Genomic DNA, 23491 nt, shown 5'->3' with positions numbered 1-23491 from the left:
TCAACGATCCTCGCCAGGCGGGTGCTCGTTCCACTCGAAGAACGGCAGGAACGCATCGGCCAGTTCGCCCATCAGCGGCGAGGGGTTCTGTACGCGCCAGGCGCCGCCGTCATGATCGCGCTCGAAGGACACGGTGATGATCCTTTCCCGGTCCGGTGCCGTCGCGATCATCTGCGTATACGCGCTCGCCAGTTCGCTCGCCATCTGTGGGGGATGCGGTCCGTTGAATGGCACCGGGTGCTGCCGATAGACGGGCAGCAGGGCCGTCAGGTCCGGCAGGTGGCAACGGTAGTCAACATCGGCAATGTCTGCCTGCGGATGATGCACGCTGCCGACACTGCAACGCACCGATGTCTGGCGCCTGCGCAGGGCCGCGGCGGCCTGCGGCCAATCGGCCATTTCAGGCGCCTGCTCCAGGTGGCTTACGCTCGCCAGCGCCGCCGCGATCGCCGGGCCATTGGCTGTACCCAGATAGCGGCCCAGCTCGGCCTGGGCGGCGGCATCGCCGTGCACGATCACCTGTGCGTACAGCTCGAACACGTGTCCGGGCGTGGGCACAGGTGGCGCCGCCAGTGCCGCAACCGGGGCCAGCAATGCAGCCAGCCCCAGTCGCTTCAGCGCAGTGAACTCACGCGCACGCATCGGTCCACATCATCTCGGCCATCGGACGCAGTGCCTTGCACTCCTGCGTCATTTCCTCGGCCGACATCACCTGCGTCTTGGCCTTCAACTCTTCGGTCATCGCATCCACACCGCTGATCTGGTCCGGTGCGATCTTCGCCACGCAGCTGCGGTGCTGCTGCAGCAGCAGATCGCAGGCCGGCACGCCGGTCACCTTCGGTGCCTTGGCTGCTTCAACGTCCTGCATCCAGCCATCGAACGGCGCCAGCGCATCCAGCACCGGGCCCACCAGATCATCGAAGTTGCTGCTGTACCAGTAGCTCTTGTCCTTGGCGGTGTACAGGGTGAGGGTGCCGGTCACGGCCTTGCGCGGGCCACTCTGCAGGGCCTGGGTATAGGCCTCGGTGAAGCGCGCGCGCGGAGCCTTGTCCTCACCCGTCAGGCTGGCCAGGAACAACGGCTGCACGCTGCCCAGGTCGGCCAGCTGGCAGCTGAAATCAACCTTGGCGATCTTCTGGTCGTCCACGAATTCGTTGTCTTCCACCGTGCTGCGCGTGGCACGGCACTGCGAGGCCTTCAGCGCCTTGGCGTACATCGCTTCCGCCGCTGCGGGATCGCCCTTCACTCCGGCCACGTCCAGCACGATCTGCCACGGCTCGGCCAACGCCTGGGCCATCATGCCCGGCACCGGCGTTACCGAGTCCTGGCCGTCGAAGGCCGGCTTCAATGCATCGTTTAGCGTGCGCGTGGCGGCGGCATCGTCTTCCAGCAATGCGCGTGCGTACAGATTGAAGGTCTGTTCGGGCGTCAGCTGCGCCGGGGCGGCCGCGGCGAACAACGGGGCGCACAGCAGTGCGGTGGCCAGCAGGCCGCGGATCGGGGTCTTCATGACGGTGTTCCTGTTCCAGAGGGCGGCAAGCCTAGCGCAATTGTCATTGCATTCGATGGCGTGCCGCAGCCAAGCGTATTGCGCGCGACGGCCAACAAAAAACGGGCCCCTTGCGGAGCCCGTTCGATCGCACGACGAGGATCGGGCAATCAGAAGCTGGCGCGCACGCCGGCCGAGTACTGGGTGACGTCGCGGTAGCCGGAGATCTCGCCCACCAGACCCCAGGTCCGGGTGAAGTTGATCTGGCCGCCGACGGTGCCGACCCAGGTGCCCTTGAATTCGTTGCCACCGTCCATGTAACCGGCCTTGATCCAGGCTTCGGTCATGCGCGAAGGCTTGCCACGCAGGCCCATGGTGGCGCGCACCAGGTTGGTGTGGTCCTTCACGCTGAAGCGGCCGTAATCCACGTCCTTGACGGTGATTTCAGCCTGCTGGCGGACCCAGGCGATGTCGGCGGTGTAGTCGACGCGGTCGCTGAAGGGCATGTGGTAACCGATGCCCAGCTCCGGCTGGTTCAGCTTGAGCTTCATCGAGCCGTAGTCGTAGTCGTACGACTTGCTGCCGTAGTTCCAGCCGCCGAACACGTGCACCTGCTCGGCCAGCGCGATCGAACCGCGCACGTAGCCACCATCAACCTTCGGGTCGTTGAACACGTCGTCGTCGGTCTTGACCTGGGTCCAGCCGCCCTCGACGTAGGTGTAGCTCAGGGCGTCGGCGGAGGCCGAGAACGGGGCAGCGGCCAGCAGGGCGGCCACGATCAGGATCTTGCGCATGGGAATTCCTGTGAATTTCAGTCCATTGGCGGCCCACCTGTGCGGCAGTCCGTGGCGACCTCATGTCGTCCGACCGCCGATTTTAATGAAAGTTTTACGAAATGCGAGCGACGGCCGTCACAGGCTCGGACGCGCCCGGGTAGGGTCAGAGCCCTTTCCTGCGGAAAGGGATCCGACCCCCGGGGGCATCCGGCCCCGTTCAGCCCGGGCTGTTACACTTGGCGGGCCGGTTCGCCGGTACACAAACGTCTTCAGGGCGGGGTGCAATTCCCCACCGGCGGTAGGTGCGCAAGCACGAGCCCGCGAGCGCCCCGGCCTTACCGTCGGGGGTCAGCAGATCCGGTCCAATGCCGGAGCCGACGGTATAGTCCGGATGAAAGAAGACGGTGCCACAGGGCCTTTGCGGCCCTGCGCCCGCCTGTTTGCCTTGCGGCGTTTTTCGCTCACTTTTCGCGGAGAACGTTACTTGTTTACTGGAATCATCGAAGGCGTCGGCCGTCTGGCCGCACGCGAATCCATCGGCGGCGATGTCCGCTTCACCTTCAACGTCGGCAACCTGCCGTTCGACAACGTGCAGATGGGCGAGAGCATCGCCATCAACGGCGTCTGCCTCACCGTCATCGCGTTCGACGCCGGCAGCTTCCAGGCCGATGCGTCCACCGAGACCCTGGGCCTGACCACGCTCGGCCAACTGGCCGAAGGTGCGGTCATCAACCTCGAACGTGCCATGCGCCCGACCGACCGCCTTGGCGGCCATCTGGTCAGCGGCCACGTCGACGGCCTCGGCCAGGTCCTGTCCATCCATGAAGATGCGCGTGCCCAGCGCTGGCGTTTCGCCGCGCCGGCCGCCCTGCGCCGCTACATCGCCAAGAAGGGCTCGATCTGCGTGGACGGCGTCAGCCTCACCGTCAACGAAGTGGACGACGAAGGCTTTGAAGTGGCGCTGATCCCGCACACCGTGGCCAATACCGCGTTCTCCGCCACCGGCGTGGGCAGTGCGGTCAACCTGGAAATCGATCTGGTCGCTCGTTATGTCGAGCGGTTGCTGGGTGAAGGAGCCCGCGCATGAACTTCGCCCCCATTCCCGACATCCTGGAAGAGATCCGCCTCGGCCGCATGGTCGTCATCGTCGATGACGAAGACCGCGAGAACGAAGGCGACCTGATCATGGCCGCCGAGCTGGTCAAGGCCAGCGACATCAACTTCATGGTCACCCATGGCCGCGGCCTGGTGTGCCTGCCGCTCACCCGCACCCGCGCCGCCGACCTCGGCCTGGCGCCGATGGTGCAGGCCAATACCGCGCAGTTCCAGACCAACTTCACCGTCAGCATCGAAGCGGCCGAGGGCGTGACCACCGGCATCTCGGCACACGACCGCGCACACACCATCCGCACCGCGGTGAAGCCCAATGCCAAGCCGTCGGACCTGCACCAGCCGGGCCACATCTTCCCGCTGATCGCCCAGCCCGGTGGCGTGCTGACCCGCGCCGGCCACACCGAAGCCGGCGTCGACCTGGCCATGCTGGCCGGGCTGGAACCGGCCGGCGTGCTGGTGGAGATCCTCAACCCGGACGGCAGCATGGCGCGCCGCCCGGAGCTGGAAGTGTTCGCCCGCGAGCACGGCCTGAAGATGGGCTCCATCGCCGACCTGATCGCCTACCGCCTGGCCACCGAAAAGACCATCGAGCGCGTGGACGAGCGTGATATCGACACCGAGTTCGGTCCGTTCAAGCTGGTCACCTACCGCGACCGCATCGCCCACGACCTGCATTTCGCCCTGGTCCGCGGCACCCCGGATGCGGACACGCCCACCCTGGTGCGCGTGCAGGTGGAAAACCCGCTGGCCGACCTGCTGCACTGGCGCCGCGATGACTTCGGCGTGGCGGCCACCGATGCCCTGCGCGCGATCGCCGCGGAAGGCAGTGGCGTGATGGTGGTGCTGTCGGCCCCGCGCGACGGCGAAGCGCTGTTGGCCCGCCTGCGCCAGCAGCCGGCGCCGGTGGTGCCGGGCAAGGACAAGGATGTGGGCCAATGGCGCCGCAACGGTGCCGGTGCGCAGATCCTGTCCGACCTGGGCCTGGGCAAGCTGCGCGTGCTGGGCACGCCCCGCCGCCAGATCGGACTGGCCGGCTATGGCCTGGAAGTGGTGGAGACGGTCACCCCGTAACCCGCCCGCTGCGCTCGCCGGGCATGGCCCGGCGCTACACCGGCGCCCCGTAATCCGGTAGCGCCGGGCCATGCCCGGCGGGTCTCCCGGGCCCCCGCCAGCCACGGCCGGGGCCCATCCACGGTAGAATTACCCCTTAATCGAATCCCAAGCCGCATATGAGCCACTACGAAGGCGATCTTCGCACTCCCGAATCGGCGCGCTTCGCCATCCTGGCCAGCCGCTGGAACGCCCGCATCACCGATGTGCTGGTTGCTGGCGCCCGCCAGAGCTTGGCCGGCAACGGCATTGCCGAAGCCAACATCGACGTGATCCGCGTGCCGGGTGCCTGGGAGCTGCCGCTGGTCGCCGTGCGCCTGGCCGCCGCCCACGAACACGCCGCCATCCTCACCCTGGGCTGCGTGATCCGTGGCGACACCCGCCACTACGAACACGTGGCCGACCGCTGTGCCGAAGGCCTGATGCGCGTGCAGCTGGACTTCGGCGTGCCGGTGCTGAACGGCGTGCTGGCCGTGGAACGCGTGGAAGATGCAGAGGCCCGCGCAGGCGGCAGCCACGGCAACAAGGGCGAGGAAGTCGCGCTCGCCGCATTGGAAATGGTCAACCTTCTGGAGCAGCTGCCATGAACAAGAACACCCAGGGCAAGCCCTCCGGTAAACCCGTCCGCCGCGATGGCATCGATCCGGTGCTGCGCTCGCGCGCGCGCCGTCGTGCCGTGCAGGCCATCTATGCCTGGCAGATCTCCGGCGGCAACGGCCAGTCGCTGATCGCCCAGTTCGCCCACGAACAGGCCCGCGAAATCGCCGACCTGGCGTACTTCGAAGCGCTGGTGCATGGCGTGCTCGACAACCGTCGCGACATCGACGAAGCCTTCGGCCCGTACCTGGACCGTGGCATCGACGAAGTGGACGCGATCGAACGCGCCGTGCTGCGCCTGGCCGGTTACGAACTGCGTTACCGCCTGGACGTGCCGTACCGCGTGGTGATCAACGAAGCCATCGAATCGGCCAAGCGCTTCGGTTCCGAACATGGCCACACCTACGTCAACGGCGTGCTGGATCGTGCCGCCGTGGAATGGCGCAAGGTCGAATCGGGTCACTGACCCACCTGTGGTAATGCCGGCCGCTGGCCGGCAACTGCAGGGATTCTGAGGTTGCCGGCCTGCGGCCGGCACTACCGCCCACCGCGCACGGCGCGGCACGTACAAACGCGGGAGCGCCCCATGTCCCTGGCCGAATTCGCCCTCATCGACCGCATCCGCGCCCGCACCGTCGAGCGCGACGACATCGTGCTCGGCATCGGCGACGACGCCGCGCTGCTGCAGCCGCGCCCGAACGAGCAACTGGTGGTCACCGCCGACACGCTCAACAGCGGCGTGCATTTCCCGACCGAAACTCCGGCGTTCGACATCGGCTGGAAGACGCTGGCCGTCAACCTGTCCGACCTCGCCGCGATGGGCGCGCGCCCGGCCTGGTGCACGCTGGCGCTGTCGCTGCCCGAGGCCAGCGAAGACTGGATCGATGCCTTCGCCGATGGCTTTTTCGCGCTGGCCGACCAGCACGACATCGCCCTGATTGGCGGTGACACCACGCGTGGCCCGCTGTCGCTGTCGGTGACCGCGATGGGCCAGGTATCTCGCGGCCAGGCCCTGCGTCGTGATCGCGCACAGATTGGCGATGACATCTGGGTCAGCGGCACCCTCGGCGATGCTGCCGGTGCGCTGCGCCTGTGGCAGCAGGGCGCATTGAACGTCACCGCCGCCACCCTGCTGGCCGACTACGAAACCCTGCGCCTGCGCCTTTTGCGTCCCACCCCGCGCGTCACCCTGGGCCTGCGGCTGCGTGCATTCGCGCATGCCGCCGTGGACATCTCCGATGGCCTGCTGGCCGACCTGGGCCACATCGCCGCACGCAGCGGTGTGCGCGCCGAAGTCGACGCCGATGCATTGCCGATGTCGTCGGCACTGCGCGAACTGCTCGGCCGCGATGGCGCCCGTGATTGCGCGCTGCACGGCGGCGACGATTACGAACTGTGCTTCACCGCCGCCGCCGACCAGCGCGACGCGCTGCACTACGTCGCCGAATCGCTGGACGTGCCGATCACCCGCATCGGCCGCATCATGGAAGGGCAGGGTGTGCACACCGAAGGCCACGACGGCCCGAGCGGATACGAGCATTTCGCCTGACACATGAGAACGCCGGGCATGGCCCGGCGCTACCGTGTTGCTCTGGTAGGTGCCAACCTTGGTTGGCACGGATGTGTCAGGCCTTCGTGCCGACGCTGTGTCGACCAGGGTCGACGCCTACCAAAACGCCGGGCATGGCCCGGCGCTACCGTGTTGTCCTGGTGGCTGCCAACCTTGGTTGGCACGGATGTGTCAGGCCTTCGTGCCGACACTGCGTCGACCAAGGTCGACGCCTACCAGAACGCCAGGCATGGCCCGGCGCTACCGTGCTGCTCTGGTAGGTGCCAACCTTGGTTGGCACGGATGTGTCAGGGTTGCGCGCCAACGCTGCGTCGACCAAGGTCGATGGCTACCAGAACGCCGGGCATGGCCCGGCGCTACCGTGTTGTCCTGGTGGGTGCCAACCTTGGTTGGCACGGATGTAACAGCTCTGCGCGCCACCTCTCCGGCGTAACCCTTATACGTGCGGAACAGGCGTGCCACTACGTCGCCGAATCGCTGGGCGTGCCGATCACCCGCATCGGCCACATCACGGAAGGGCAGGGCGTGCATACGGAAGTGCACGACGGCCCGAGCGGAGACGAGCACTTCGCCTGAGTGCGGCAGGGATTTGTGTCCTGCCGGTACGCGGCTGCGGGCAGGGTGCCTTGATTGCCGGCCATGCTGGCAGTACGCGCGATGAGCATTTAGGAATCCTCCGAATTCGCCGCTGCGCGCTTCGGCTTACAACTATTTTCATAGCGGGGCGTTTGACGCGACGACACACTTCACGCTCCTGAAAACGAGCGGTGCCATGTCACGTGTCGTCCATGTCCTGCTGCTGTGTGCGCTGGCGTTCCCCAGTCACGCCAGCGCACCGCAGATCAATGTCGGCGTCCTCTTCGACTACCTGCAGCCCGGCAGCAGCAACCTGCTCAAACGCATCCGCAATACCGGCGCCAGCACCGCCTACGTCCGGGTGGAAGTGGCAGAGATCGTTTTCGATGCCGATGACAAGCCCGTCGAAGTTCCGGTGGATGCGCCATCGCTGGTGCGCAACGCGCCTGGGGCGCATGGGGTCATCGCCAGTCCCAGTCGCCTGATCATCGCAGGCAACGGCCAGCAGGCCACACGTCTGGTGTATCGGGGCCTGCGCGACGAGGAACGCTACTACCGCCTGCGCTTCGTGCCGGTGGCGCCCAGTGCCGAGGAATTCTCGCTCAGCGAGGAACAGGCACAGCAGGCCGCAGAGCTTTCCTCGGCCATCCGCGTGTTCACCGGCTTCGGCACCGTGCTGTTCATCGCGCCACAACACCCGCGCTATGACACCCGCATCGAGTCCGGCCAGATCCACAACCACGGCAACGCCACCATTGTTCTGGAAAACCTGCGCCAGTGCGAGCGGGCCAAGGTCGACGCCTGTACGCCCGGAATCATCGTGCACGTACGTCCCGGTCGCTCTCACGTGCTGGCGTCTGACGATACGCATTTCATCCGTTACGACCTGAAGGAGGGCGAACGCCAGCGCAGCATCGACAGTCGCCGCTGACCGTCCGTCCCCCACCAACGCCATTGTCCCGCCCGGGCCCGCCAGGAGTCCGATGGGACAGCTTTGCCCTTGTCCTGGCTTTTGTACCCACTCACCCAGGAGTATCTGAATGTCCTTCTTGAAACACGCGATGGCGGCTGCGGCAGTCCTGCTCATCACCCCGGCCGTCAGCTTTGCGGCTACCGAAACCAAATCGATCACCGTCAATGTGTCGGCTGACGTGCCCAACGTCGCCGGCCTGCAGGTGTCCACGCCGGACGGCTGGGAAGGCCTGCCGCAGAATCTGCCGTGGGATACCGCACGCCAGGTGCTCGGCGAACTGACCGGTCGCGTGATCAACGTGAAGTCGCCGGCTGCCATCACCGCCTATCTGTCTGCCCCGGCGCAGATGGCATCGGCCGCGGACGTCGTGGATCTGGCGGTGAAACTGGACAACGTGGTCGTGCCGGCAACGGCCGCCGCCAAGATCACCGTTGCCAACGCAGCCCAGGCCGCATCCGGCAAGTCTCTGGCCTTCGCCATCGCGCCTACCGAACCGGGCGGCGGTTACAAGCAGGGTACTTACGGCGGCCAGTTCCACATGATCTTCGAAAGCGACATCTGACGCCTGCCGAGCTCTGTGCCTTCCTGCCCCACCGCGCGTGCGGCAGGAGGGCCAATGTCATCTATGCGCCTTTCACACCTACCTCCGCGACCGGTTCCGATGCGACTGGCTGTTGCCATTGCCGCCATGCTTGCTGCTGTCTCGGCGCAGGCGACCGCAGGCGCGCCAGACGCACAGGCCAGCCTCCTGGAGCAGCGCGGCCGCATGCCTGCGGAGTTCCGCGAGCATCTGTTCGGCAATCCGCTGACCGTGCGCGTGGAACTGGACGGGCAGTACCTGGGCGATGCCGAAGTACTGCTGCATGAAGACAACCGCGTACAGCTGATCGGCTTCGTCGAAAGCATCGACAGCCCGTGGCCGCAGAGCGAGCGCACGCGCTGGGCCGAGCAGCTGGCCGAACCGCTGCCGCTTGGCATATGCGCGCCGCAGTGTCGTGGCCTGGCCGCGCTGCACTACAGTCTGGCCAATTCGCTGCTGAGCCTGTTGACGCCGGCAACTGCCAGTGCGGAACAACGCAACATTGCCCTGCCGGCGTCCGGCAGCCACGGCTTGATCGTACGCAACAGCCTGGCGGTGCATGGCGGCCAGGACCAGCCGGCCAGCGCACGCTACAGCGCTGAACTGAGTGGCAGCATCGGCCTGTGGAGCACGGTTGGCAGCTACCAGTACTACGCCCAACCCGGCAGCACGGAGCACTATCTCAGTGCGTTGTATGCACAACGCGAGCTCGGCGATCATTTCGTCCGCGCGGGCTATTTCCTGCCCACGTTCGAGGGCATCATCCGCCAGCCACGCGCGCCGGGTACGCAGAATGACACCGCGCTGGGAGTGATGTTCGGTTCGTCGGATGTGCTGCTGGCCGACACGCGCAGCGCCAGCGTCTATCCGGTCTATGTCACCGCCAACCGCGACGGTGTGGTGGAGATTCTGCGCGACGGCAACCTGCTGGCCACACAGGCCGTGAAGCCCGGCGTGCAGGAGATCGACACACGTCGCCTGCCAGGCGGCATCTACGACGTGGTACTGCGGGTCATTGAAGACGGCCAGGAGGCCTCGCGCGAAACCGCCTCGATCCACAAACCCAGCCGTTGGCGTGATCCCACTCGACGCTGGCGCTACAGCGCGTTCGCCGGCCAGCAGCGCAGCCTGCTCGACAGCGATCGTTCAATGCAGGAAGGCGAGATCGCCGCCGGTGCGGTGGTCAACTACCTGCTGCACCCGCGCGCAGTGGCCGGTGCCACCGTGCAGCAGATCGGCACGCGCCGCGCCACCGGCCTGTCGATGGACTGGCAGGCCAGTGATCGCTTCAGCGCCTACACCAATTTCTACACCTCCAGCGATGCCGGGCGCGGCGTGGATCTGCAGGGACTGTATCGCTACCGTGCCGGTTCGGTGGTCGCCAACCACGCGCGCAGCTGGGCAGAGCAGCGTCATCGGCTGCCCGCCAGCGAGGGTGCGCCGCCACGTTGGGAAACCCGGGGAGGCTGGCAGGACACCACGGCCGTATCGATCACCCATCGCTTCAGTCACCGCGATAATGCGAGCCTGCGCGTGGCCCGCAGTTCCGGCTTCACCCGTGGCACCGGCATCGACGTTTCCTACGGTCGCCGCGAGACCCTGTTCGGCAGGCATGACGTCAACTGGCGTGTCTCGGCCTACGACCGTCCGGGCAGCCGCTTCACCCACTATCGCCGCCAGCGCGGCATCGATCTGACCGTCAGTGTGTCACTCGGCAGCGAGCGCCGCAGTTACAGCGGCAGCTTGGGCAGCCGGACCGGCGAAGCCGGCCAGCGCGACGGCTACGTCACCGCGGTCGCCACCCAGCGTGTGGATGGGAAGATCCTGCGCAGCGTCAATGGCATGGTCACAGCTGAACGCAGCGGCATTGGCGCCGGCGCCGGCGCCTATCTGCAGAGCCCATTGCTGGAAGGCGATGTGCAGCTGTATCGCGCTGCCGGTTCCGGCCACGTTGGCGGCAGCGCCAACCTGGACAGCACCTTGGTGATCGGGGGAGGACATGCTGCCGTGCTGGGCCAGGGACGCAGCGGCAGCGTGGACACCGGCATCATCGTCGACGTGCGCAGTGACTTCCCCGATATCAAGCTGCGTGCCGACGACAGTCGTGGCGGTGGCGTGCAGCTGCGCCCGGGACGCAACTTCGTTCCGGTCACCGCCTATCGTGCGGGACAGGTGCAGTTCGACTTCCACGGCCGGCACGCACCTGCGGCGGCGCTGCAGCCGTCGACCATCAGCTACCACCTCAACAAGGGCGGCGTGGTGCATACCACGGTGGATGTACTGCGCACCTTCACCGTGATGGGGCAGGTACTGGATGCCGATGGCAATGGCATGCGCGGGGTGCAGGTGATCAACCACGCCGGCCGCAACGTCAGCCAGGAAGAAGGCTTCTTCACCCTTGAACTCAGCGCACGCGCGCCGGTGGTGGAGCTGCGCTATCCGAATCGGATCAGCTGTGTGCTGACCATGGAGGAGGGCCGTCACCCCCGAGAAGGCGATGTACTGATGGTGGGCGGCATCGGTTGTCCGCCGTCGGTGGTCGCGCACTAGCCCATTGTTCCGACGAACCAGGCAGGTCTAAAGCATGACTATTGGCATCCGGCTGTTCCCGTTGCTGGCCGTAATGGCGGCGTTGCCTGCCACCGCACAGGTGGTGGACGTCAACGTCACCGGCGAATTCAGGCCCAACGCCCTGGATCCGGGCGATACCGCATTCCGCAACACGACACCCCGGGGCAGCTTCTGCAACTGGAGACCGGCCGAATGCGATAGAAAAGGGGCCTATATCTTCGACCTCGGCAACCGCGAGTACTGGCGCAAGCAAGGGCCGAGCGACGACACGTCAAGGCGTGATACCACCTACATCCGCTTCCCGCCACCGCGTACGATCACCCTGCAGGAGGTATCGAGCGGACGCACCTTCGAGGCGACCATCAGCTTTGCGGCCCTGTCCATGCGCATCAACTTCGGTGGTGGCGGCGATCCCTGGTACTACGGCGTCAGTGGAGGTTGTACGGCCATCCGCGGCGCCGGTGGGGTTGGATTCTCCCTGGGTGGTTGGGCGGCGCGGACGCCAGCCAGCCCCACCGAGTGCTACAGCACCAGCACGCGGTATGGCCGCACCTATTCCTACCGGAACGTGGGGCTCGGCATCCACGTCACCCTGCCCAATGCAATGACGCTGCAGGACGGCCGTTACGTGGCCCAGGAAACCTGGACCACCGGCGGCGCCGGGGCCGACATCGATCTGGGCGACAACATCACCGGTGTCGAGGCCGTGCGCATGAACTTCGTGTTCGATGTGATCCACGACTTCCAGGTGCGCTTCGCCACCGAGGCGCCGCGCGTACAGTTGGCGCCCGAAGGGGGCTGGTCGCCCTGGATCGATCATGGCACTGCGCCGGCGAGGCTGCGCCAGGAGCTGCCCTTTCATCTGACCACGTCGATGGACTTCAGCATGAAGCTGCGCTGCCAGCACCACGTCGGCGACCAGTGCGGTATTCATGATCCGCGGGCGGACAAGCAGGTGCCGGTGGAGGTGGACGTCACCCTTCCGGGCATGAACAACCTGCGCGATGGTCGTCCGGCGCAGAACACCGTACTGCTGGCCGATGACGGTCAGGCACCGCGCTTCACGCCCGATGGTTACCTCATGCAGCGCCGTTCGACCCTACGCTTCACCGCCGGGCGTGACGCGGTGCTGGAGATGGTGAAGACACCGGGCTCGCGCTGGGAAGGAGACATGACCGTGTTGTTCGACGCCAATCCCTGAGCCTGGGGCAGGGATTGGCGTGGTCGAGGTGCCGCGGAAGCTGGCTACGCTACCCGCAACTGCACATCCACATACTCGGCCAGCCCACGGCAGGCCAGCAGCAAGCCTTCGCGCACGTCATCGCCCACCTGCTGGTCGGCATCGCCGTCCACGCGCAAGCGCTCGATGGCGTGCAGCAGTTCCAGCAGCAAGGTCAGCCCGGCATTGGCGCGGTCGATGCGTGCCATCGCGAAACCAAAGCACTGTTTGCGTCCCTTGTCCGGCCACGGCTGGCCATCGGCGGCGTCCACGTGGCGGATGCGCTGCAGGCAGCTGAGCAGGGTGATGCCTTCGTCGGCGTGGGCGCGCATCGTGCTGCCCAACGTGGTTTCCAGTGCTTTGGCCAGATCGTCTGGCAGGCGTTCGACGGCGTCGCCCAGTGTGGCGAACAGATAGGGATAGAGCGAAGAAGTCATGGCGGCGTCCTTGAGTGCGAAGCAAGGGGCCGCCCTCGCGCTGGGCGAGGGCGGCGGACGGTGCGTGGTTGCAATACCGGAGGTTGATGTAGAAACGCCGGCGGGTACGAGCCCCCCACGCACCGCCCGCCATAGGGCACGGACGGATTGCCTGCCGACGCCGCCCAACAAGGAAAGCGCGACGCCGACAGGCAAGCGTAAACAACACATCAACCTAACGGGATTGCAAGCCCGTGCCACCCGTTGTCGGTGGCGCGCCATGATGTGCACGCAGGTGCTGCTATACCAATCAGAAAAGTTTCAATTTCGAAAACATTGCAGACGCATATCGAACGCACTGCGCGAAACCGGAGCACGCCTGCGCGTGCCAGTTGCGACACTTGTTGTAGAAAGCAGATCACCACTTGTAAGCCACGCTCAGGTTCGCCGTCTTGGCGGTGGGGGCATTGGTAGGCTCAAAGGTAATGTTACCCGCCAATCGGGCGTCATCCACATTGAAGTTGACGTCGGTGCGCGTGTTGACCAGACCGATGTCGCGGCCCACCAGCAGCAGGTTGCCATCGCCGCCGATCAGCTGCGCCCCATTGGCCACGGTGATGTCGTAGGTATTGTCAGCGGCTGCATTGACCCGGATGGCAGCGCCGCGACCAGATTGCAGGGTGGAGTTATCGATGTTCAGACGGATGCGTTGATCCGGATTGACTTCGCCCCAGAGCACCGCGCCGATATTGGATGCATCCACACGCGAGCCGTTGACGATATCCATCTGCCCGAACTGGATTCGCACGCCAACGCCGTTGCCGACATCGCGGCTGGCGACTGGGGCGTCTTCCACGTAGATGGTGGTGACGTTGATGGTCGCCCTGGGGCTGGCAACACCGAAGCCTGCTGCCGAGCCTGCCAAGTCGACGCCGACCGAAAGGCGCTCGCCAGGTGCCAACCCGGCAGTGGTCACTGAGATCGAGCTCTGCGCCAGGATGGCCGGCGTGGTGCCACCATTCAACCCGATGCCCCCCAAAGATCCGGCTTCGGGCCAGAGCGAGATACGCCGAGTCGTTCAGCGTAATGGCTCTCTGACTGGTTCCACTACGGGTTACCACGGCGTCCCAGATGTTTAGCTCGGAGTCGTCATTAGCCACGATCTGCAGCGTCTGCCCACCGTCCACATTCAGGATCGAGCCGATGACCAGGGTCCAGGCCTCGACCGGGTCGCCTGCAGATACGTCGGCGCGCTGGTCGTCCAGATCACCGGCCAGCGCCATGCCGGCTGGGAAGGTTCCCAGGGCCAGCAGCAGGCCGCGTGCTCACCCGCGGTGGACTCGGGCATGGGCTGTCGGTACGCGGTGGCGATGTGCAGCTGCGTGACAGCGTGATCGAGACGCACAACAGTGCCAGCGGACTGGTCGTCAGCGACGGTACCCTGCTGGCCGAGCTGGGCCTGCGCATGGCCTGGTAAACAGCGACACCAGGCCGACGCCGGGGTCGGATCCCAGTGCCCGTGGCAATGGGATCTGACCCCAAGCGCTCTGGCTGCAGAACCGCCGAGCATGGCTCGGCTCCACCATCGTGCTGAGTTGGGATCGGACATGAACGATGTCCAGGTCTGTCGCGATTGTCCATTGAATGACTGCGCCAGCGCTGGCCATGCTGCCCGATCGCTCGCTGACGGTCGCCCGCATGCTTCACCCCGAACGCTCCCACAACGCTGCCATCGATGGCCTGCGTGCACTGGCCGTGCTGGCCGTCATCGTCTTCCATGCGAACGCGGCGTGGCTGCCCGGTGGTTTCACCGGCGTGGACCTGTTCTTCGTGGTCTCCGGCTTCGTGATCAGCCAGTCGCTGGCATCGCGTGCAGGCATGCCACTGGGCGCGCTGCTGCTCGATTTCTACCGGCGCCGCGTGCTGCGCCTGTTGCCGGCGCTGCTGGTGATGCTGATGGCCACCTTCGTGCTGTCGGCGCTGTTCATTCCCCGCGCCTGGCGCAACGAGCAGTTCGACCAGACCGGCTGGGCGGCGCTGGTGGGTTTCAGCAACGTGGTACTGGCCGGCCAGCAGGATGACTACTTCTCGCCCGGCGCGGAACTCAATCCGTTCCTCCACACCTGGACGCTGGGCGTGGAGGAGCAGTTCTACCTGGTGTTCCCGCTGCTGTTCTTCGTGTGGTTGCGCGGCCACGACCGCTGGCCGTGGTCGCGTGTGCTGTTGCCGGCGCTCACGGTGCTGTCGCTGGCGTGGGCGGGCTGGCAGGTGCAGGCCGCCCCGGCGGCGGCGTTCTACCTGCTGCCGTCGCGCTTCTGGGAACTGGCGGCCGGTGCGCTGTTGTACCAGTGGATGAGCACGCGCGGTCCCGGCAAGCGCGGGGATGCGCTCGCACTGTCCGGCCTGGCCCTGCTGCTGGCGGGCGTATTTGTCGCGCCGCAACTGGCGATCCCGGTGCCGGGTGTGCTGGCCACGGTGGTCGGCACCCTGTTGCTGTTGGCGGCGGTAGCCGGGCATGGCCAATCGCGGGTCGGCCGCGCCCTGGGCTGGGCACCGCTGTCGTACCTGGGGCGCCTGTCGTATTCGCTGTACCTGTGGCATTGGCCACTGCTGGTGCTGCTGCGCTGGACCTACGGGCTGCAGGGCGCTGCGCTGTGGCTGTACCCGGTGCTGCTGCTGGCCGTGTCGGCCGCGTCCTACCATTACGTCGAACGTCCGCTGCGCAGCGCCCTGCCGCTGTTGCGGCTGGCGCCGGCGAAGGTGCTGGCGATGGCGCTGCCGGTGGTGGCGCTGTGCGGCGCCGGTGCCTGGGCGACGGTGGAGTACCACGAGCAGATCTCGCTCAGCGTCACCCGTGATGGCTACGCATGGCAGGCGCGTCGCTACCCGGCGTGGCGACCGCTGGAGCCGGTGGGCGCACCGGCGCTTGAAGGGCGACGCCTGTTTGTTGTGGGCGACTCGCATGCGGCGGCCTACCGCACGATGACCAGCATGGTCGCGCGGCAGACCGGAATGGAGATCCGCCAGGAGGATCGCGGCGGCTGCAGCTTCGTCAATCTGCTGCGGCCCAGCCCGGCCGACTGCCAGGACTTCATCGAGGACAGCCTGTCGGCCATCGAACGCGACGCGCGCCCGGGTGACATCGTGTTGCTGGCGGCGCTGCGCATGCCGGAGCTGCGAGGGTTCGATTGGCAGCAACAGGACGCACAGCAGATTTATCGGCAGTTGCGGGCCGAACACACGCCCGCGCATGCGCAGGCGGCACGCGATGAAGCCGAGCGTGTGCTGGGCCGCCTGCAGCGGTTGGGCGTGCACGTGGTCATCGATGCACCGCTGCCGCTGTTCAAGGCCGGGGCCTATCGCTGCTCGGACTGGTTCAACCGTAGCAATCCGGCGTGCGCCGGTGGCCTGAGCATGTCGCGCGCGGATCTGCAGCGGCTGCGTGCGCCGCAGATGGCACTGCTGGCCGAGCTGGCCGCGCGTTACCCGTCATTGACCGTGTGGGATCCGCTGCCGCTGCTGTGCGGACCGGATACCTGCTCGGCCGTGCAGGACGGTGAACCGCTGTTCTTCGACAACGATCACCTGAGCGGCCATGGCAACCGCGTGCTGTTGCCCAGCTTCCGGCAGACCCTGATCGATGTTGCGGGCGACAATCCACTGTAGCGCCGGGCCCGCGCTTGGCTGCTCTCCGTTCCGCTCGGGGAAGCCCGCGCGTCGCGTTGCGAGCCGCGCATGGCTCGGCTCTACCGCCTTCCGCGGCCTATGCCGGCGGCAGCACCTTGCCCGGGTTGAGGATGCCATCCGGGTCCAGCGCGACCTTGATCGCGCGCATCGCCGCCAGCGTTTCCGCGGTGAACGCCTTCGCCATGAAATCACGCTTGGCCAGGCCGATGCCGTGTTCGCCCGACAGCGTGCCACCCAGCGCCAGCGTCAGTTCGAAGATCTTCGGCAGCGCGGCATGCGCGCGCGCGTTCTCGTCGGCATCATCGGGGTGGTAGAGGATGTTGACGTGCAGGTTGCCGTTGCCGGCATGGCCGAAGGTGACGATGGTCAGCGAATAGTCGTGGGCCAGTACCTGCACGCCAGCCACCAGATCGGGGATGCGCGATACCGGTACCACTACGTCTTCGTTGATCTTGCCCGGGGCGACGCTGCGCAGCGCGGGTGACAAGGCCTTGCGTGCGGCCCACAGCTGGTCACGCGCGCGGCCTTCCATTGCCACGTCCAGTGCGATCATGCCGTCACCTTCGGCGGCGGTCGCCAATGCCTGCAGCAGGTAGGGCAAGGTGTCGTGGTCGCCGTCGGCTTCCACCAGCAGCATCGCGCCAGCGTCGGGTACGTCGGCACCGTTGAGGCGCAGCAGCTCCAGGCTGCGTGCGTCCATGAATTCCAAGCGCGTGGGAACGACCGGCTGCGACATCAGCCGCGAGACGGCAGAGGCGGCCGCGTCGGCATCGCGGTACAGCACACGCAGCCCGGCCTGGCTGACCGGCAGCGGGGTCAGCTTCAGCGTGGCTTCCACGATCAGCGCCAGCGTGCCTTCGCTGCCCACCAGCAGGTGGGTGAGGTCATAGCCAGTGGCGTCTTTGGTGTAGGCACCGCCGCAGCGGATCACCTCGCCGGTACCTGTCACTGCTACCAGGCCCAGCACGTTGTCGCGGCTGGTGCCGTACTTCACCGCGCGCGGACCACCGGCATTGCAGGCGAGGTTGCCGCCGATGCTGCAGATCTCGGCGCTGGACGGGTCCGGTGCCCAGAACAGGCCGTGCGGTGCCAGTGCCTGCTGCAGCGTTCCGTTGAGCACGCCCGGTTGTACCACCGCACAGCGGTCGCCGGCGCGGATCTGGAGGATGCGGTCCATGCGGGTGAACGACAGCACGATGCTGCCGGGCAACGGCACCGCAGCGCCGGTGGTGCCGGTGCCCGCACCGCGCGCGACCAGGGCCACGCCATGCGCGCGGCAGGCACGCACCAGCGCCTGCACCTGTTCGATGTCGGCCGGCAATGCCACCGCAGCCGGGCGCTGGTGGCGCCACGAGTTGTCCTGCGCGTTCGCCTCCAGTGCGCCGTCATCCATGCGCCAGCCGTCGCTGCCCAGCAGGGCGGTCAGTTCGGCAACCAATGCGGAGGGCAGGGCAGTACTCATGACAGATCTCGTGGGGCAGCGGGGGCGGGGTGAATCAGTTTCCAGGCGATGACAGCGCCGGCCAGCGGCAGCCATACCCAGCGCAGTTCCGACAGCAGGGTGGCCAGGCCGCGCGCGCTGAAGAACTGCGGCGCGAACGGCGACACGCGGATCGGCCGCCAGGGTGCGAAGAAGCGGTGTTCGCTCCAGGGCCAGGCCAGCGCGACGCCAAGGCCGCCGGAGGTCAACGCATCCAGCAATGGATGGCTGGCGGCGCAGACGAACACGAACGCCGCCGCTTGTACGGTAGATGCCAACCTTGGCTTTGCCGTGGTAGGTGCCAACCTTGGTTGGCACAGCACCGCCAACCAAGGTTGGCGACTACCGGAGCTGAGCGGCGCCGACCAAGGTCGGCGGCTACCAAAGAACGCCAGCACCGCCGCCAACACTGCGAGCACCAGGGCGAACAGCAACGAGTGGCTGGCCCCGCGATGGCCGAACGCATCGGCGTAGGGAATGTGCAGGGCAAACGCGAGTACATCGGCGTCGGGCAGCATCGCCGCGATCACGCCGGCGCCCAGCAGGCGCGGCGGAATGCGGCCGCGATCAGCAGCGCACCACAACGCCAGTGGCACCGCCGCGTGGGTGATGATCGAAGGCATCAGTCACGCACCGTGGTAGTGCCGGCCAGGCTGCGCTCTGGTAGGTGCCAACCTTGGTTGGCACAGGAGCGCCGACCAAGGTCGGCCTCTACCAGAGCGGACGGTACCCATCAGCAATCATCCAACCGGAACGCATCGCGCAGCCAGTGCAGCTGCGGTGGTTCGCCCGTGGCTTCAACCACGTCGAAGCGGCAGGGCGCGTTGGCCACGGCGGGGTGTTCCTGCAGGTACAGCTGTGCCGCGTGGATCAGGCGCCGGCATTTGCGCGGATCGACCGAGGCCGCGCCGCCACCGAAGTCCTGTCGCGCGCGGTAGCGCACTTCCACGAACACCACGGTGCCGGCGTCATCCATCACCAGGTCCAGTTCACCACCGCGATAACGCACGTTGCGCGCACGCGGCTGCAACCCGGCCTGCTGCAGATGCTGCTCGGCGGCGGTTTCCACCGCCGAGCCACGTTGCAGGTGCTCAGCGACCACCGGCGATCGGCATCGGCCGGCCACCGCTGAAGGTCGACCATGCCGGCTGGCGCAGGATGTTGCCGTTGCTGTCCAGGTACAGCGTGCCGGTGGCGCCGTCCAGGCCGCCTTCGGTGGCCAGCTTGTCCAGGTAGGCGCTGATCTTCCACGCATCGGCGCCGAAGGCGAACAGGCGGCTGGCGGCGCCGCGCGCGCTGGGCAGGGTCTGCGCGACCTGGGTAGCGGACGGCACGCCGGACACGCTGCGCACGTTCCAGGCTTCGTTCGGATAGATGATGCCGTCCAGCGCCACGTCTTCTTCGACCTTGCCACTGCCGGTGGTCAGCTGCGAGGTACCCACGCGGGTGGCACCACCGGCACCGGCCAGCGCCAGCTGCGGGGCCAGCAGGCGGGCCTGCGGTGCACGTACGGCCAGGAACACGGCATCGACCGCGCCGGCGTTGCGCACCTGCGCGCTGACATCCCCCACGGTTTCGCTGATGGCGATGGTGGCGGCGACGCTGCCGCCGCGCTGGGCAAAGCGCTGGGCGAAGGCGGCTGCGGCGCGACGGCCGGTGTCGTCGCTGCTGTTGATCACCAGCGCCTTGCTGCGCTCGCGGCCACGCATGTATTCGGCGGCGACGATGCCGTCGTCCTCCGGTGCCAGCGAGAAACCGGCGCTGCCGGCGGGCGGTGCATCCTTGCCGCGGTTCAGGCCGAGCACCGGTACCGGCAGCTGCTGGCGGCCGTACACGGCATCCACCTCGTCGCGGCCGAGCGGGCCGACCACGAAGTCGGCGCCGGACGCCACGGCCTTGTCATACGCAGCCAGCGCACCGGCCGGGGTACCAGCGGTGTCGAAGAAGTTCACCTCCGGACGACGGCGGGTTTCACCGTAGTAGGCGCTGAGCAGGCCATCGCGCACCGGTTGTGCGGCGGTGGCCAGGCGACCACTGAGCGGCAGCAGCACGGCCAGCTTGGCCGGCGGGCGGTAGCCATCGCTCATCGCCGGCGGGCGCTTGCTGGTGTCGAACTGGGCGGCGCCATCGCGATCGAACGGGCGCGGCAGCGGCAGGCCACGGGCGATCAGCGCACGGCCTGCAAAGTTGTACAGCGGGTCATTGGCCGGCAAGGCGGCGGCGCGGCTGCGCAGGGTGGCATCGTCGAGGGTGCCGAGCAGGCCGGAGATGGCGGCCTGGTTCTCGCTGCGCGCGGTGCCGGTCAGGCCGGCATGCGCACGGGCGCGTTCGGTGGCGGCGCCAAAGGCATCGCCGGTGGCCTGCAGGGCACTGGCGCGGGCCAGTGACCAGCGCGTGCGCAGGCTCGGGTGCACGTTGTCGGCATGATCCTTCAGCAGGGCCAGTGCCTGCGCCGGCTGCTTGTCGGCCAGCGCCAGCTCGGCGCTGGCCAGCTGGTAACGCTGCAGGCTGGCGCCGGTCAGCTGGCGGGCGGTCACCTGGCCCAGCAGGCTGCGCGCGCGCGCGCTGTCGCCGGCCAGGTGCCAGGCCCAGGCCGCATCGGCCAGTGCGTTGCTGCGGGCGCCGCCACGCAGGGTCGCGGCCAGCGCTTCCAGTTGCAGGGCGGCGTCGCGCGGCTTGCCTTGTTCAATCAGCGCCAGCGCCTGGCTCTGGGCCGGCGATTCGGGCGTGCTGACGAGGCTGGTGGTGGCACAACCGGCCAGCAGCATCAACGACAGCGACAGGGCAGAGATGCGTGCGGCGGGCTTGTTCATGATCGGGTCCATGCGATGAGGGCAGCGGCCTTGGCCAGGTACACGCTAGGATTCTACCCTTGCCCCGTGAGTACCGCTGAAATGAGTGTCCCAACCCTGTATGTCGTCGCCACGCCGATCGGCAACCTGGCCGATCTGAGCCCGCGCGCGCAGGAGGTATTGCGTTCGGTGGCGGCCATCTGCGCCGAGGACACCCGCCGCAGTGGCCAGCTGCTGTCCCATTTCGGCATCCAGCAGCCGCTGGTGGCCCTGCACGAACACAACGAAGAGGCCCTGGCCCAGCGCCTGGTGGCGCGGCTGCAGGCGGGCGAGTCGCTGGCGCTGGTCAGCGATGCAGGCACCCCGCTGGTCAGCGATCCGGGCTTCCGGCTGGTGCGTGCCGCGCGTGCTGCCGGCATCAAGGTCAGCCCGATTCCCGGCGCCTGCGCGGCCATCGCTGCGCTGAGCGTGGCCGGCCTGCCCAGCGACCGCTTCAGTTTCGAGGGATTCCTGCCGGCCAAGGCCAGCGGCCGCCGCGATCGCCTGCAGGGGCTGGCCGGCGAAGTGCGCACGATGGTGTTCTACGAATCCTCGCACCGCATCACCGAGTCGTTGGCCGACATGGCGGCGATCTTTGGCGGCGAGCGCCCGGCCGTGCTTGCGCGCGAGCTGACCAAGCTGTTCGAGACCGTGCTGGATGGCGACCTGGCCGGGTTGCTGGCGCAGGTGGAAGCCGATGACAACCAGCGCAAGGGCGAGTTCGTGGTGATGGTGCAGGGCGCTGGCGACGATGCCGAGGCGCAGCTGGCACATGGCCGGCACGTCTACGCCAAGCTGAGCGAGCACCTGCCACCGTCGACCGCAGCCAAGCTGGCGGCCGAGTTGACCGGTGCACCGCGCAAGGCGTTGTACGGCAGTTGAGTGGGTGAAGGAGATCCACGCCATGCGTGGATGAAAGCAGCGCGGAATGCAGTAGATCCACGCCATGCGTGGATGAAGTGGCCCTGGACAAGGATGAGGACGATGTCGGCAAAAGGACTTTCACTGGTGTTTGCCCTGGCCCTTTCCGCCCACGCGTGGGCGGGCGAGGAGATCGATCCATCGGATCTGGGGCGTGGCTTCACCGGCTATGAGTTGTTCGATCCTGGCCTGGTGCAGTTGCGGCAGGGCCCGTATGTGGAAGGCAACCACGCGATCGTCATCTACACCGCCGCACGGGAAGCCGTGGACCTGGCCGAGGGCTGCCCGCAGGTGGATCCCGCTGCGCGCGAAGCGATCGAGCAGGCCTACCAGCAGATGGCGGCCAGCCAGCACCGGTATGTAAGTGCGCGCCAGTGGACGCGGCTGCGCCAGGCGCTGCACGGCAGCTACAAGCAACCGCCGCTGCGTGGCGTGCTGGAATGTGGCGCGTTCGCCATGCAGGCCCCGCATTTCGATGAACGTATGGAGGGGCGCCTGCTCGCCCACACCGAGATGTCGCGCTCGGCCAACGGTGCCGTCGATGATCGCGCCGACGCGTTGCGGCCCGTGCTGGGGTTGGGGATGGCGGGAGGGACGCTGGTCAATCACGTGCTCAACGGCAGCAACGCCGAGCGGGCCGGCCTGAAGGCAAATGACGAGGTGCTGTCGGTGCAGGGAACCGCCGTGGCGACGACCTACGGCATCGAACAGGTCCTTCGCGCGTACGCGCCCGGTGATCGCATCCAGCTGAAGGTGCGCCGCACGGTGCTGGATCTGGCAACCGGGGCCTCGTCGCAGGAGCTGGATATCGCGCTGGTGCTCCAATCGCGGGCAGCGCTGCTGGCCCGTTGAGCCTGCAGGTGCGGTGTGCAGCCACGCGTGGCGTGGCTCTGCTGCGGGGGCGGATGAACCGCACGCCGCAATCAAACCGGCAGGGCGGGCCCGCGTACGCTAGAATGCGCGCGGCGGAGTCGGCCAGACAGTCGCGTCATCCCTTCGGGGGTGCCGAGGAAAGTCCGGGCTCCATAGGGCAAGGTGCCAGGTAACGCCTGGGCGGCGCAAGCCGACGGAAAGTGCAACAGAAAGATACCGCCTACGTCTTCTTCGGAAGGCCGGTAAGGGTGAAATGGTGCGGTAAGAGCGCACCGCGAGTCTGGCAACAGACCGGTACGGCAAACCCCACCTGGAGCAAGACCAAATAGGGATCCATTGGCGCGGCCCGCGTTGGATCCGGGTAGGTTGCTTGAGCGTTGCGGCGACGTAACGCCTAGAGGAATGACTGTCCACGACAGAACCCGGCTTATCGGCCGGCTCCGCCCCTTCATTCCATCCACGTCCATCCACGCATGGCGTGGATCTACCAACGTCCATCCACGCATGGCGTGGATTTACCTATCGCCGTCCACGCATGGCGTGGATCTACCACGTCCATCCACGCATGGCGTGGATTTACCTATCGCCGTCCACGCAGGGTGTGTGGACCTGGTAGTGGGGGGGGCGGGGGGGGCGCCCCCCCCCCCCCCCCCCAAAAAAAGAGAGTGTGTGGGGGCGCGCGGCCCCCCCGGCGGGCGCGCCCCGCCCA

At 67.1% G+C, this 23491-nt stretch carries 23 protein-coding genes, 1 other RNA gene and 1 riboswitch; of the genes, 15 read left to right on the top strand and 9 right to left on the bottom strand.

The window, feature by feature from the left end:
* The 3 genes from M2299_RS16105 to M2299_RS16095 form a co-directional block, all read right to left on the bottom strand.
* Complete coding sequence (locus M2299_RS16105) at nt 1-642, bottom strand: hypothetical protein (protein ID WP_280884683.1); 642 nt, start codon at nt 640-642, stop codon at nt 1-3.
* Nucleotides 629-1510: a hypothetical protein gene (locus M2299_RS16100; RefSeq protein WP_280884682.1), complete on the bottom strand. Its 882-nt coding sequence runs from the start codon at nt 1508-1510 to the stop codon at nt 629-631. Before M2299_RS16100 ends, M2299_RS16105 begins: the two co-directional genes overlap by 14 nt.
* A gap of 149 nt (nt 1511-1659) precedes the next feature.
* Nucleotides 1660-2283 (bottom strand): outer membrane beta-barrel protein, encoded by a 624-nt coding sequence (locus M2299_RS16095; RefSeq protein WP_025876645.1) that lies wholly within the window; start codon nt 2281-2283, stop codon nt 1660-1662.
* Nucleotides 2284-2526: 243 nt separating this feature from the next.
* A riboswitch (FMN riboswitch) is annotated at nt 2527-2672 on the top strand.
* Nucleotides 2673-2749: 77 nt separating this feature from the next.
* Here M2299_RS16095 and M2299_RS16090 point away from each other — a divergent pair.
* The 10 genes from M2299_RS16090 (at nt 2750) to M2299_RS16045 (ending at nt 12556) form a co-directional block, all read left to right on the top strand.
* Nucleotides 2750-3352: a riboflavin synthase gene (locus M2299_RS16090; RefSeq protein ID WP_049469489.1), complete on the top strand. Its 603-nt coding sequence runs from the start codon at nt 2750-2752 to the stop codon at nt 3350-3352.
* On the top strand, nt 3349-4449 hold the full coding sequence (gene ribB / locus M2299_RS16085; protein WP_280884681.1) for a 3,4-dihydroxy-2-butanone-4-phosphate synthase: 1101 nt from the start codon (nt 3349-3351) through the stop codon (nt 4447-4449). Before M2299_RS16090 ends, ribB begins: the two co-directional genes overlap by 4 nt.
* 158 nt (nt 4450-4607) lie before the next feature.
* Nucleotides 4608-5075, top strand: a complete 468-nt coding sequence (gene ribH, locus M2299_RS16080; RefSeq protein ID WP_280884680.1) for a 6,7-dimethyl-8-ribityllumazine synthase — start codon at nt 4608-4610, stop codon at nt 5073-5075.
* Nucleotides 5072-5551 carry a transcription antitermination factor NusB gene (gene nusB / locus M2299_RS16075; protein WP_025876637.1) on the top strand — a complete coding sequence of 160 codons (480 nt, stop codon included), beginning with the start codon at nt 5072-5074 and terminating at the stop codon, nt 5549-5551. Before ribH ends, nusB begins: the two co-directional genes overlap by 4 nt.
* A gap of 120 nt (nt 5552-5671) precedes the next feature.
* A complete protein-coding gene (gene thiL, locus M2299_RS16070; protein WP_099588525.1) occupies nt 5672-6634 on the top strand; it encodes a thiamine-phosphate kinase in 963 nt (320 codons plus the stop codon).
* 345 nt (nt 6635-6979) lie between these two features.
* Nucleotides 6980-7231, top strand: coding sequence for a hypothetical protein (locus M2299_RS16065; protein WP_280884679.1), 252 nt, complete (start codon nt 6980-6982; stop codon nt 7229-7231).
* A gap of 196 nt (nt 7232-7427) precedes the next feature.
* Nucleotides 7428-8162: a CS1 fimbrial subunit B flags: Precursor gene (locus tag M2299_RS16060; protein WP_099841901.1), complete on the top strand. Its 735-nt coding sequence runs from the start codon at nt 7428-7430 to the stop codon at nt 8160-8162.
* Between the two features lie 109 nt (nt 8163-8271).
* Nucleotides 8272-8766, top strand: a complete 495-nt coding sequence (locus M2299_RS16055) for a CS1 type fimbrial major subunit (protein ID WP_025876629.1) — start codon at nt 8272-8274, stop codon at nt 8764-8766.
* A gap of 99 nt (nt 8767-8865) precedes the next feature.
* Complete coding sequence (locus M2299_RS16050; protein WP_280884678.1) at nt 8866-11334, top strand: TcfC E-set like domain-containing protein; 2469 nt, start codon at nt 8866-8868, stop codon at nt 11332-11334.
* A gap of 34 nt (nt 11335-11368) precedes the next feature.
* Complete coding sequence (locus M2299_RS16045) at nt 11369-12556, top strand: hypothetical protein (protein WP_280884677.1); 1188 nt, start codon at nt 11369-11371, stop codon at nt 12554-12556.
* Between the two features lie 44 nt (nt 12557-12600).
* On the opposite strand, the gene M2299_RS16040 is transcribed toward M2299_RS16045, so the two are convergent.
* Nucleotides 12601-13011 (bottom strand): hypothetical protein, encoded by a 411-nt coding sequence (locus M2299_RS16040; protein WP_099782824.1) that lies wholly within the window; start codon nt 13009-13011, stop codon nt 12601-12603.
* A 397-nt stretch (nt 13012-13408) separates the two neighbouring features.
* Nucleotides 13409-14014, bottom strand: coding sequence for a hypothetical protein (locus M2299_RS16035; protein WP_280884676.1), 606 nt, complete (start codon nt 14012-14014; stop codon nt 13409-13411).
* Between the two features lie 297 nt (nt 14015-14311).
* Here M2299_RS16035 and M2299_RS16030 point away from each other — a divergent pair, with 297 nt between their 5' ends.
* Both M2299_RS16030 and M2299_RS16025 read left to right on the top strand, forming a co-directional pair.
* Entirely contained in the window at nt 14312-14467 is a 156-nt protein-coding gene (locus M2299_RS16030; protein WP_157804317.1) for a hypothetical protein, read from the top strand.
* A 167-nt stretch (nt 14468-14634) separates the two neighbouring features.
* Nucleotides 14635-16656, top strand: coding sequence for an acyltransferase family protein (locus M2299_RS16025; RefSeq protein WP_280884675.1), 2022 nt, complete (start codon nt 14635-14637; stop codon nt 16654-16656).
* A 97-nt stretch (nt 16657-16753) separates the two neighbouring features.
* On the opposite strand, the gene M2299_RS16020 is transcribed toward M2299_RS16025, so the two are convergent.
* The 4 genes from M2299_RS16020 to M2299_RS16005 all read right to left on the bottom strand — a co-directional run bounded on the left by M2299_RS16020 (nt 16754) and on the right by M2299_RS16005 (nt 20970).
* Complete coding sequence (locus tag M2299_RS16020) at nt 16754-18139, bottom strand: FAD-linked oxidase C-terminal domain-containing protein (RefSeq protein WP_099841906.1); 1386 nt, start codon at nt 18137-18139, stop codon at nt 16754-16756.
* Nucleotides 18136-18780: a metal-dependent hydrolase gene (locus M2299_RS16015; RefSeq protein ID WP_280884674.1), complete on the bottom strand. Its 645-nt coding sequence runs from the start codon at nt 18778-18780 to the stop codon at nt 18136-18138. The genes M2299_RS16020 and M2299_RS16015 overlap by 4 nt, the downstream gene beginning before the upstream one ends.
* A gap of 110 nt (nt 18781-18890) precedes the next feature.
* Entirely contained in the window at nt 18891-19259 is a 369-nt protein-coding gene (locus M2299_RS16010) for a YraN family protein (RefSeq protein ID WP_180831553.1), read from the bottom strand.
* A complete protein-coding gene (locus tag M2299_RS16005; protein WP_280884673.1) occupies nt 19249-20970 on the bottom strand; it encodes a penicillin-binding protein activator in 1722 nt (573 codons plus the stop codon). The genes M2299_RS16010 and M2299_RS16005 overlap by 11 nt, the downstream gene beginning before the upstream one ends.
* 81 nt (nt 20971-21051) lie before the next feature.
* Between M2299_RS16005 and rsmI the strand changes: the two genes are divergently transcribed.
* From rsmI to rnpB, 3 genes are all read left to right on the top strand, one after another.
* On the top strand, nt 21052-21870 hold the full coding sequence (rsmI, locus tag M2299_RS16000) for a 16S rRNA (cytidine(1402)-2'-O)-methyltransferase (protein WP_025876607.1): 819 nt from the start codon (nt 21052-21054) through the stop codon (nt 21868-21870).
* 102 nt (nt 21871-21972) lie between these two features.
* Nucleotides 21973-22761: a PDZ domain-containing protein gene (locus M2299_RS15995; protein ID WP_180831551.1), complete on the top strand. Its 789-nt coding sequence runs from the start codon at nt 21973-21975 to the stop codon at nt 22759-22761.
* 115 nt (nt 22762-22876) lie between these two features.
* Nucleotides 22877-23228: RNase P RNA component class A (rnpB, locus tag M2299_RS15990), an RNA gene on the top strand.
* The last annotated feature ends 263 nt before the right edge of the window (nt 23229-23491 follow it).

It is taken from the genome of Stenotrophomonas sp. 1278 (assembly GCF_029892765.1).
GTDB lineage: Bacteria > Pseudomonadota > Gammaproteobacteria > Xanthomonadales > Xanthomonadaceae > Stenotrophomonas > Stenotrophomonas indicatrix.
This window is presented reverse-complemented; position numbering and strand designations above follow the sequence as displayed.

Bases quoted from the DNA above. Each gene is read 5' to 3' on its own strand.
- M2299_RS15995 (WP_180831551.1), top strand. From the start codon at position 21,973: ATGTCGGCAAAAGGACTTTCACTGGTGTTTGCCCTGGCCCTTTCCGCC.
- thiL (WP_099588525.1), top strand. From the start codon at position 5,672: ATGTCCCTGGCCGAATTCGCCCTCATCGACCGCATCCGCGCCCGCACC.
- M2299_RS16020 (WP_099841906.1), bottom strand. From the start codon at position 18,139: ATGAGTACTGCCCTGCCCTCCGCATTGGTTGCCGAACTGACCGCCCTG.
- M2299_RS16005 (WP_280884673.1), bottom strand. From the start codon at position 20,970: ATGAACAAGCCCGCCGCACGCATCTCTGCCCTGTCGCTGTCGTTGATG.
- M2299_RS16015 (WP_280884674.1), bottom strand. From the start codon at position 18,780: ATGCCTTCGATCATCACCCACGCGGCGGTGCCACTGGCGTTGTGGTGC.
- ribH (WP_280884680.1), top strand. From the start codon at position 4,608: ATGAGCCACTACGAAGGCGATCTTCGCACTCCCGAATCGGCGCGCTTC.
- M2299_RS16040 (WP_099782824.1), bottom strand. From the start codon at position 13,011: ATGACTTCTTCGCTCTATCCCTATCTGTTCGCCACACTGGGCGACGCC.
- M2299_RS16050 (WP_280884678.1), top strand. From the start codon at position 8,866: ATGCGACTGGCTGTTGCCATTGCCGCCATGCTTGCTGCTGTCTCGGCG.
- M2299_RS16060 (WP_099841901.1), top strand. From the start codon at position 7,428: ATGTCACGTGTCGTCCATGTCCTGCTGCTGTGTGCGCTGGCGTTCCCC.
- ribB (WP_280884681.1), top strand. From the start codon at position 3,349: ATGAACTTCGCCCCCATTCCCGACATCCTGGAAGAGATCCGCCTCGGC.
- M2299_RS16055 (WP_025876629.1), top strand. From the start codon at position 8,272: ATGTCCTTCTTGAAACACGCGATGGCGGCTGCGGCAGTCCTGCTCATC.
- rsmI (WP_025876607.1), top strand. From the start codon at position 21,052: ATGAGTGTCCCAACCCTGTATGTCGTCGCCACGCCGATCGGCAACCTG.
- M2299_RS16025 (WP_280884675.1), top strand. From the start codon at position 14,635: ATGACTGCGCCAGCGCTGGCCATGCTGCCCGATCGCTCGCTGACGGTC.
- M2299_RS16100 (WP_280884682.1), bottom strand. From the start codon at position 1,510: ATGAAGACCCCGATCCGCGGCCTGCTGGCCACCGCACTGCTGTGCGCC.
- nusB (WP_025876637.1), top strand. From the start codon at position 5,072: ATGAACAAGAACACCCAGGGCAAGCCCTCCGGTAAACCCGTCCGCCGC.
- M2299_RS16105 (WP_280884683.1), bottom strand. From the start codon at position 642: ATGCGTGCGCGTGAGTTCACTGCGCTGAAGCGACTGGGGCTGGCTGCA.
- M2299_RS16065 (WP_280884679.1), top strand. From the start codon at position 6,980: ATGGCTACCAGAACGCCGGGCATGGCCCGGCGCTACCGTGTTGTCCTG.
- M2299_RS16095 (WP_025876645.1), bottom strand. From the start codon at position 2,283: ATGCGCAAGATCCTGATCGTGGCCGCCCTGCTGGCCGCTGCCCCGTTC.
- M2299_RS16045 (WP_280884677.1), top strand. From the start codon at position 11,369: ATGACTATTGGCATCCGGCTGTTCCCGTTGCTGGCCGTAATGGCGGCG.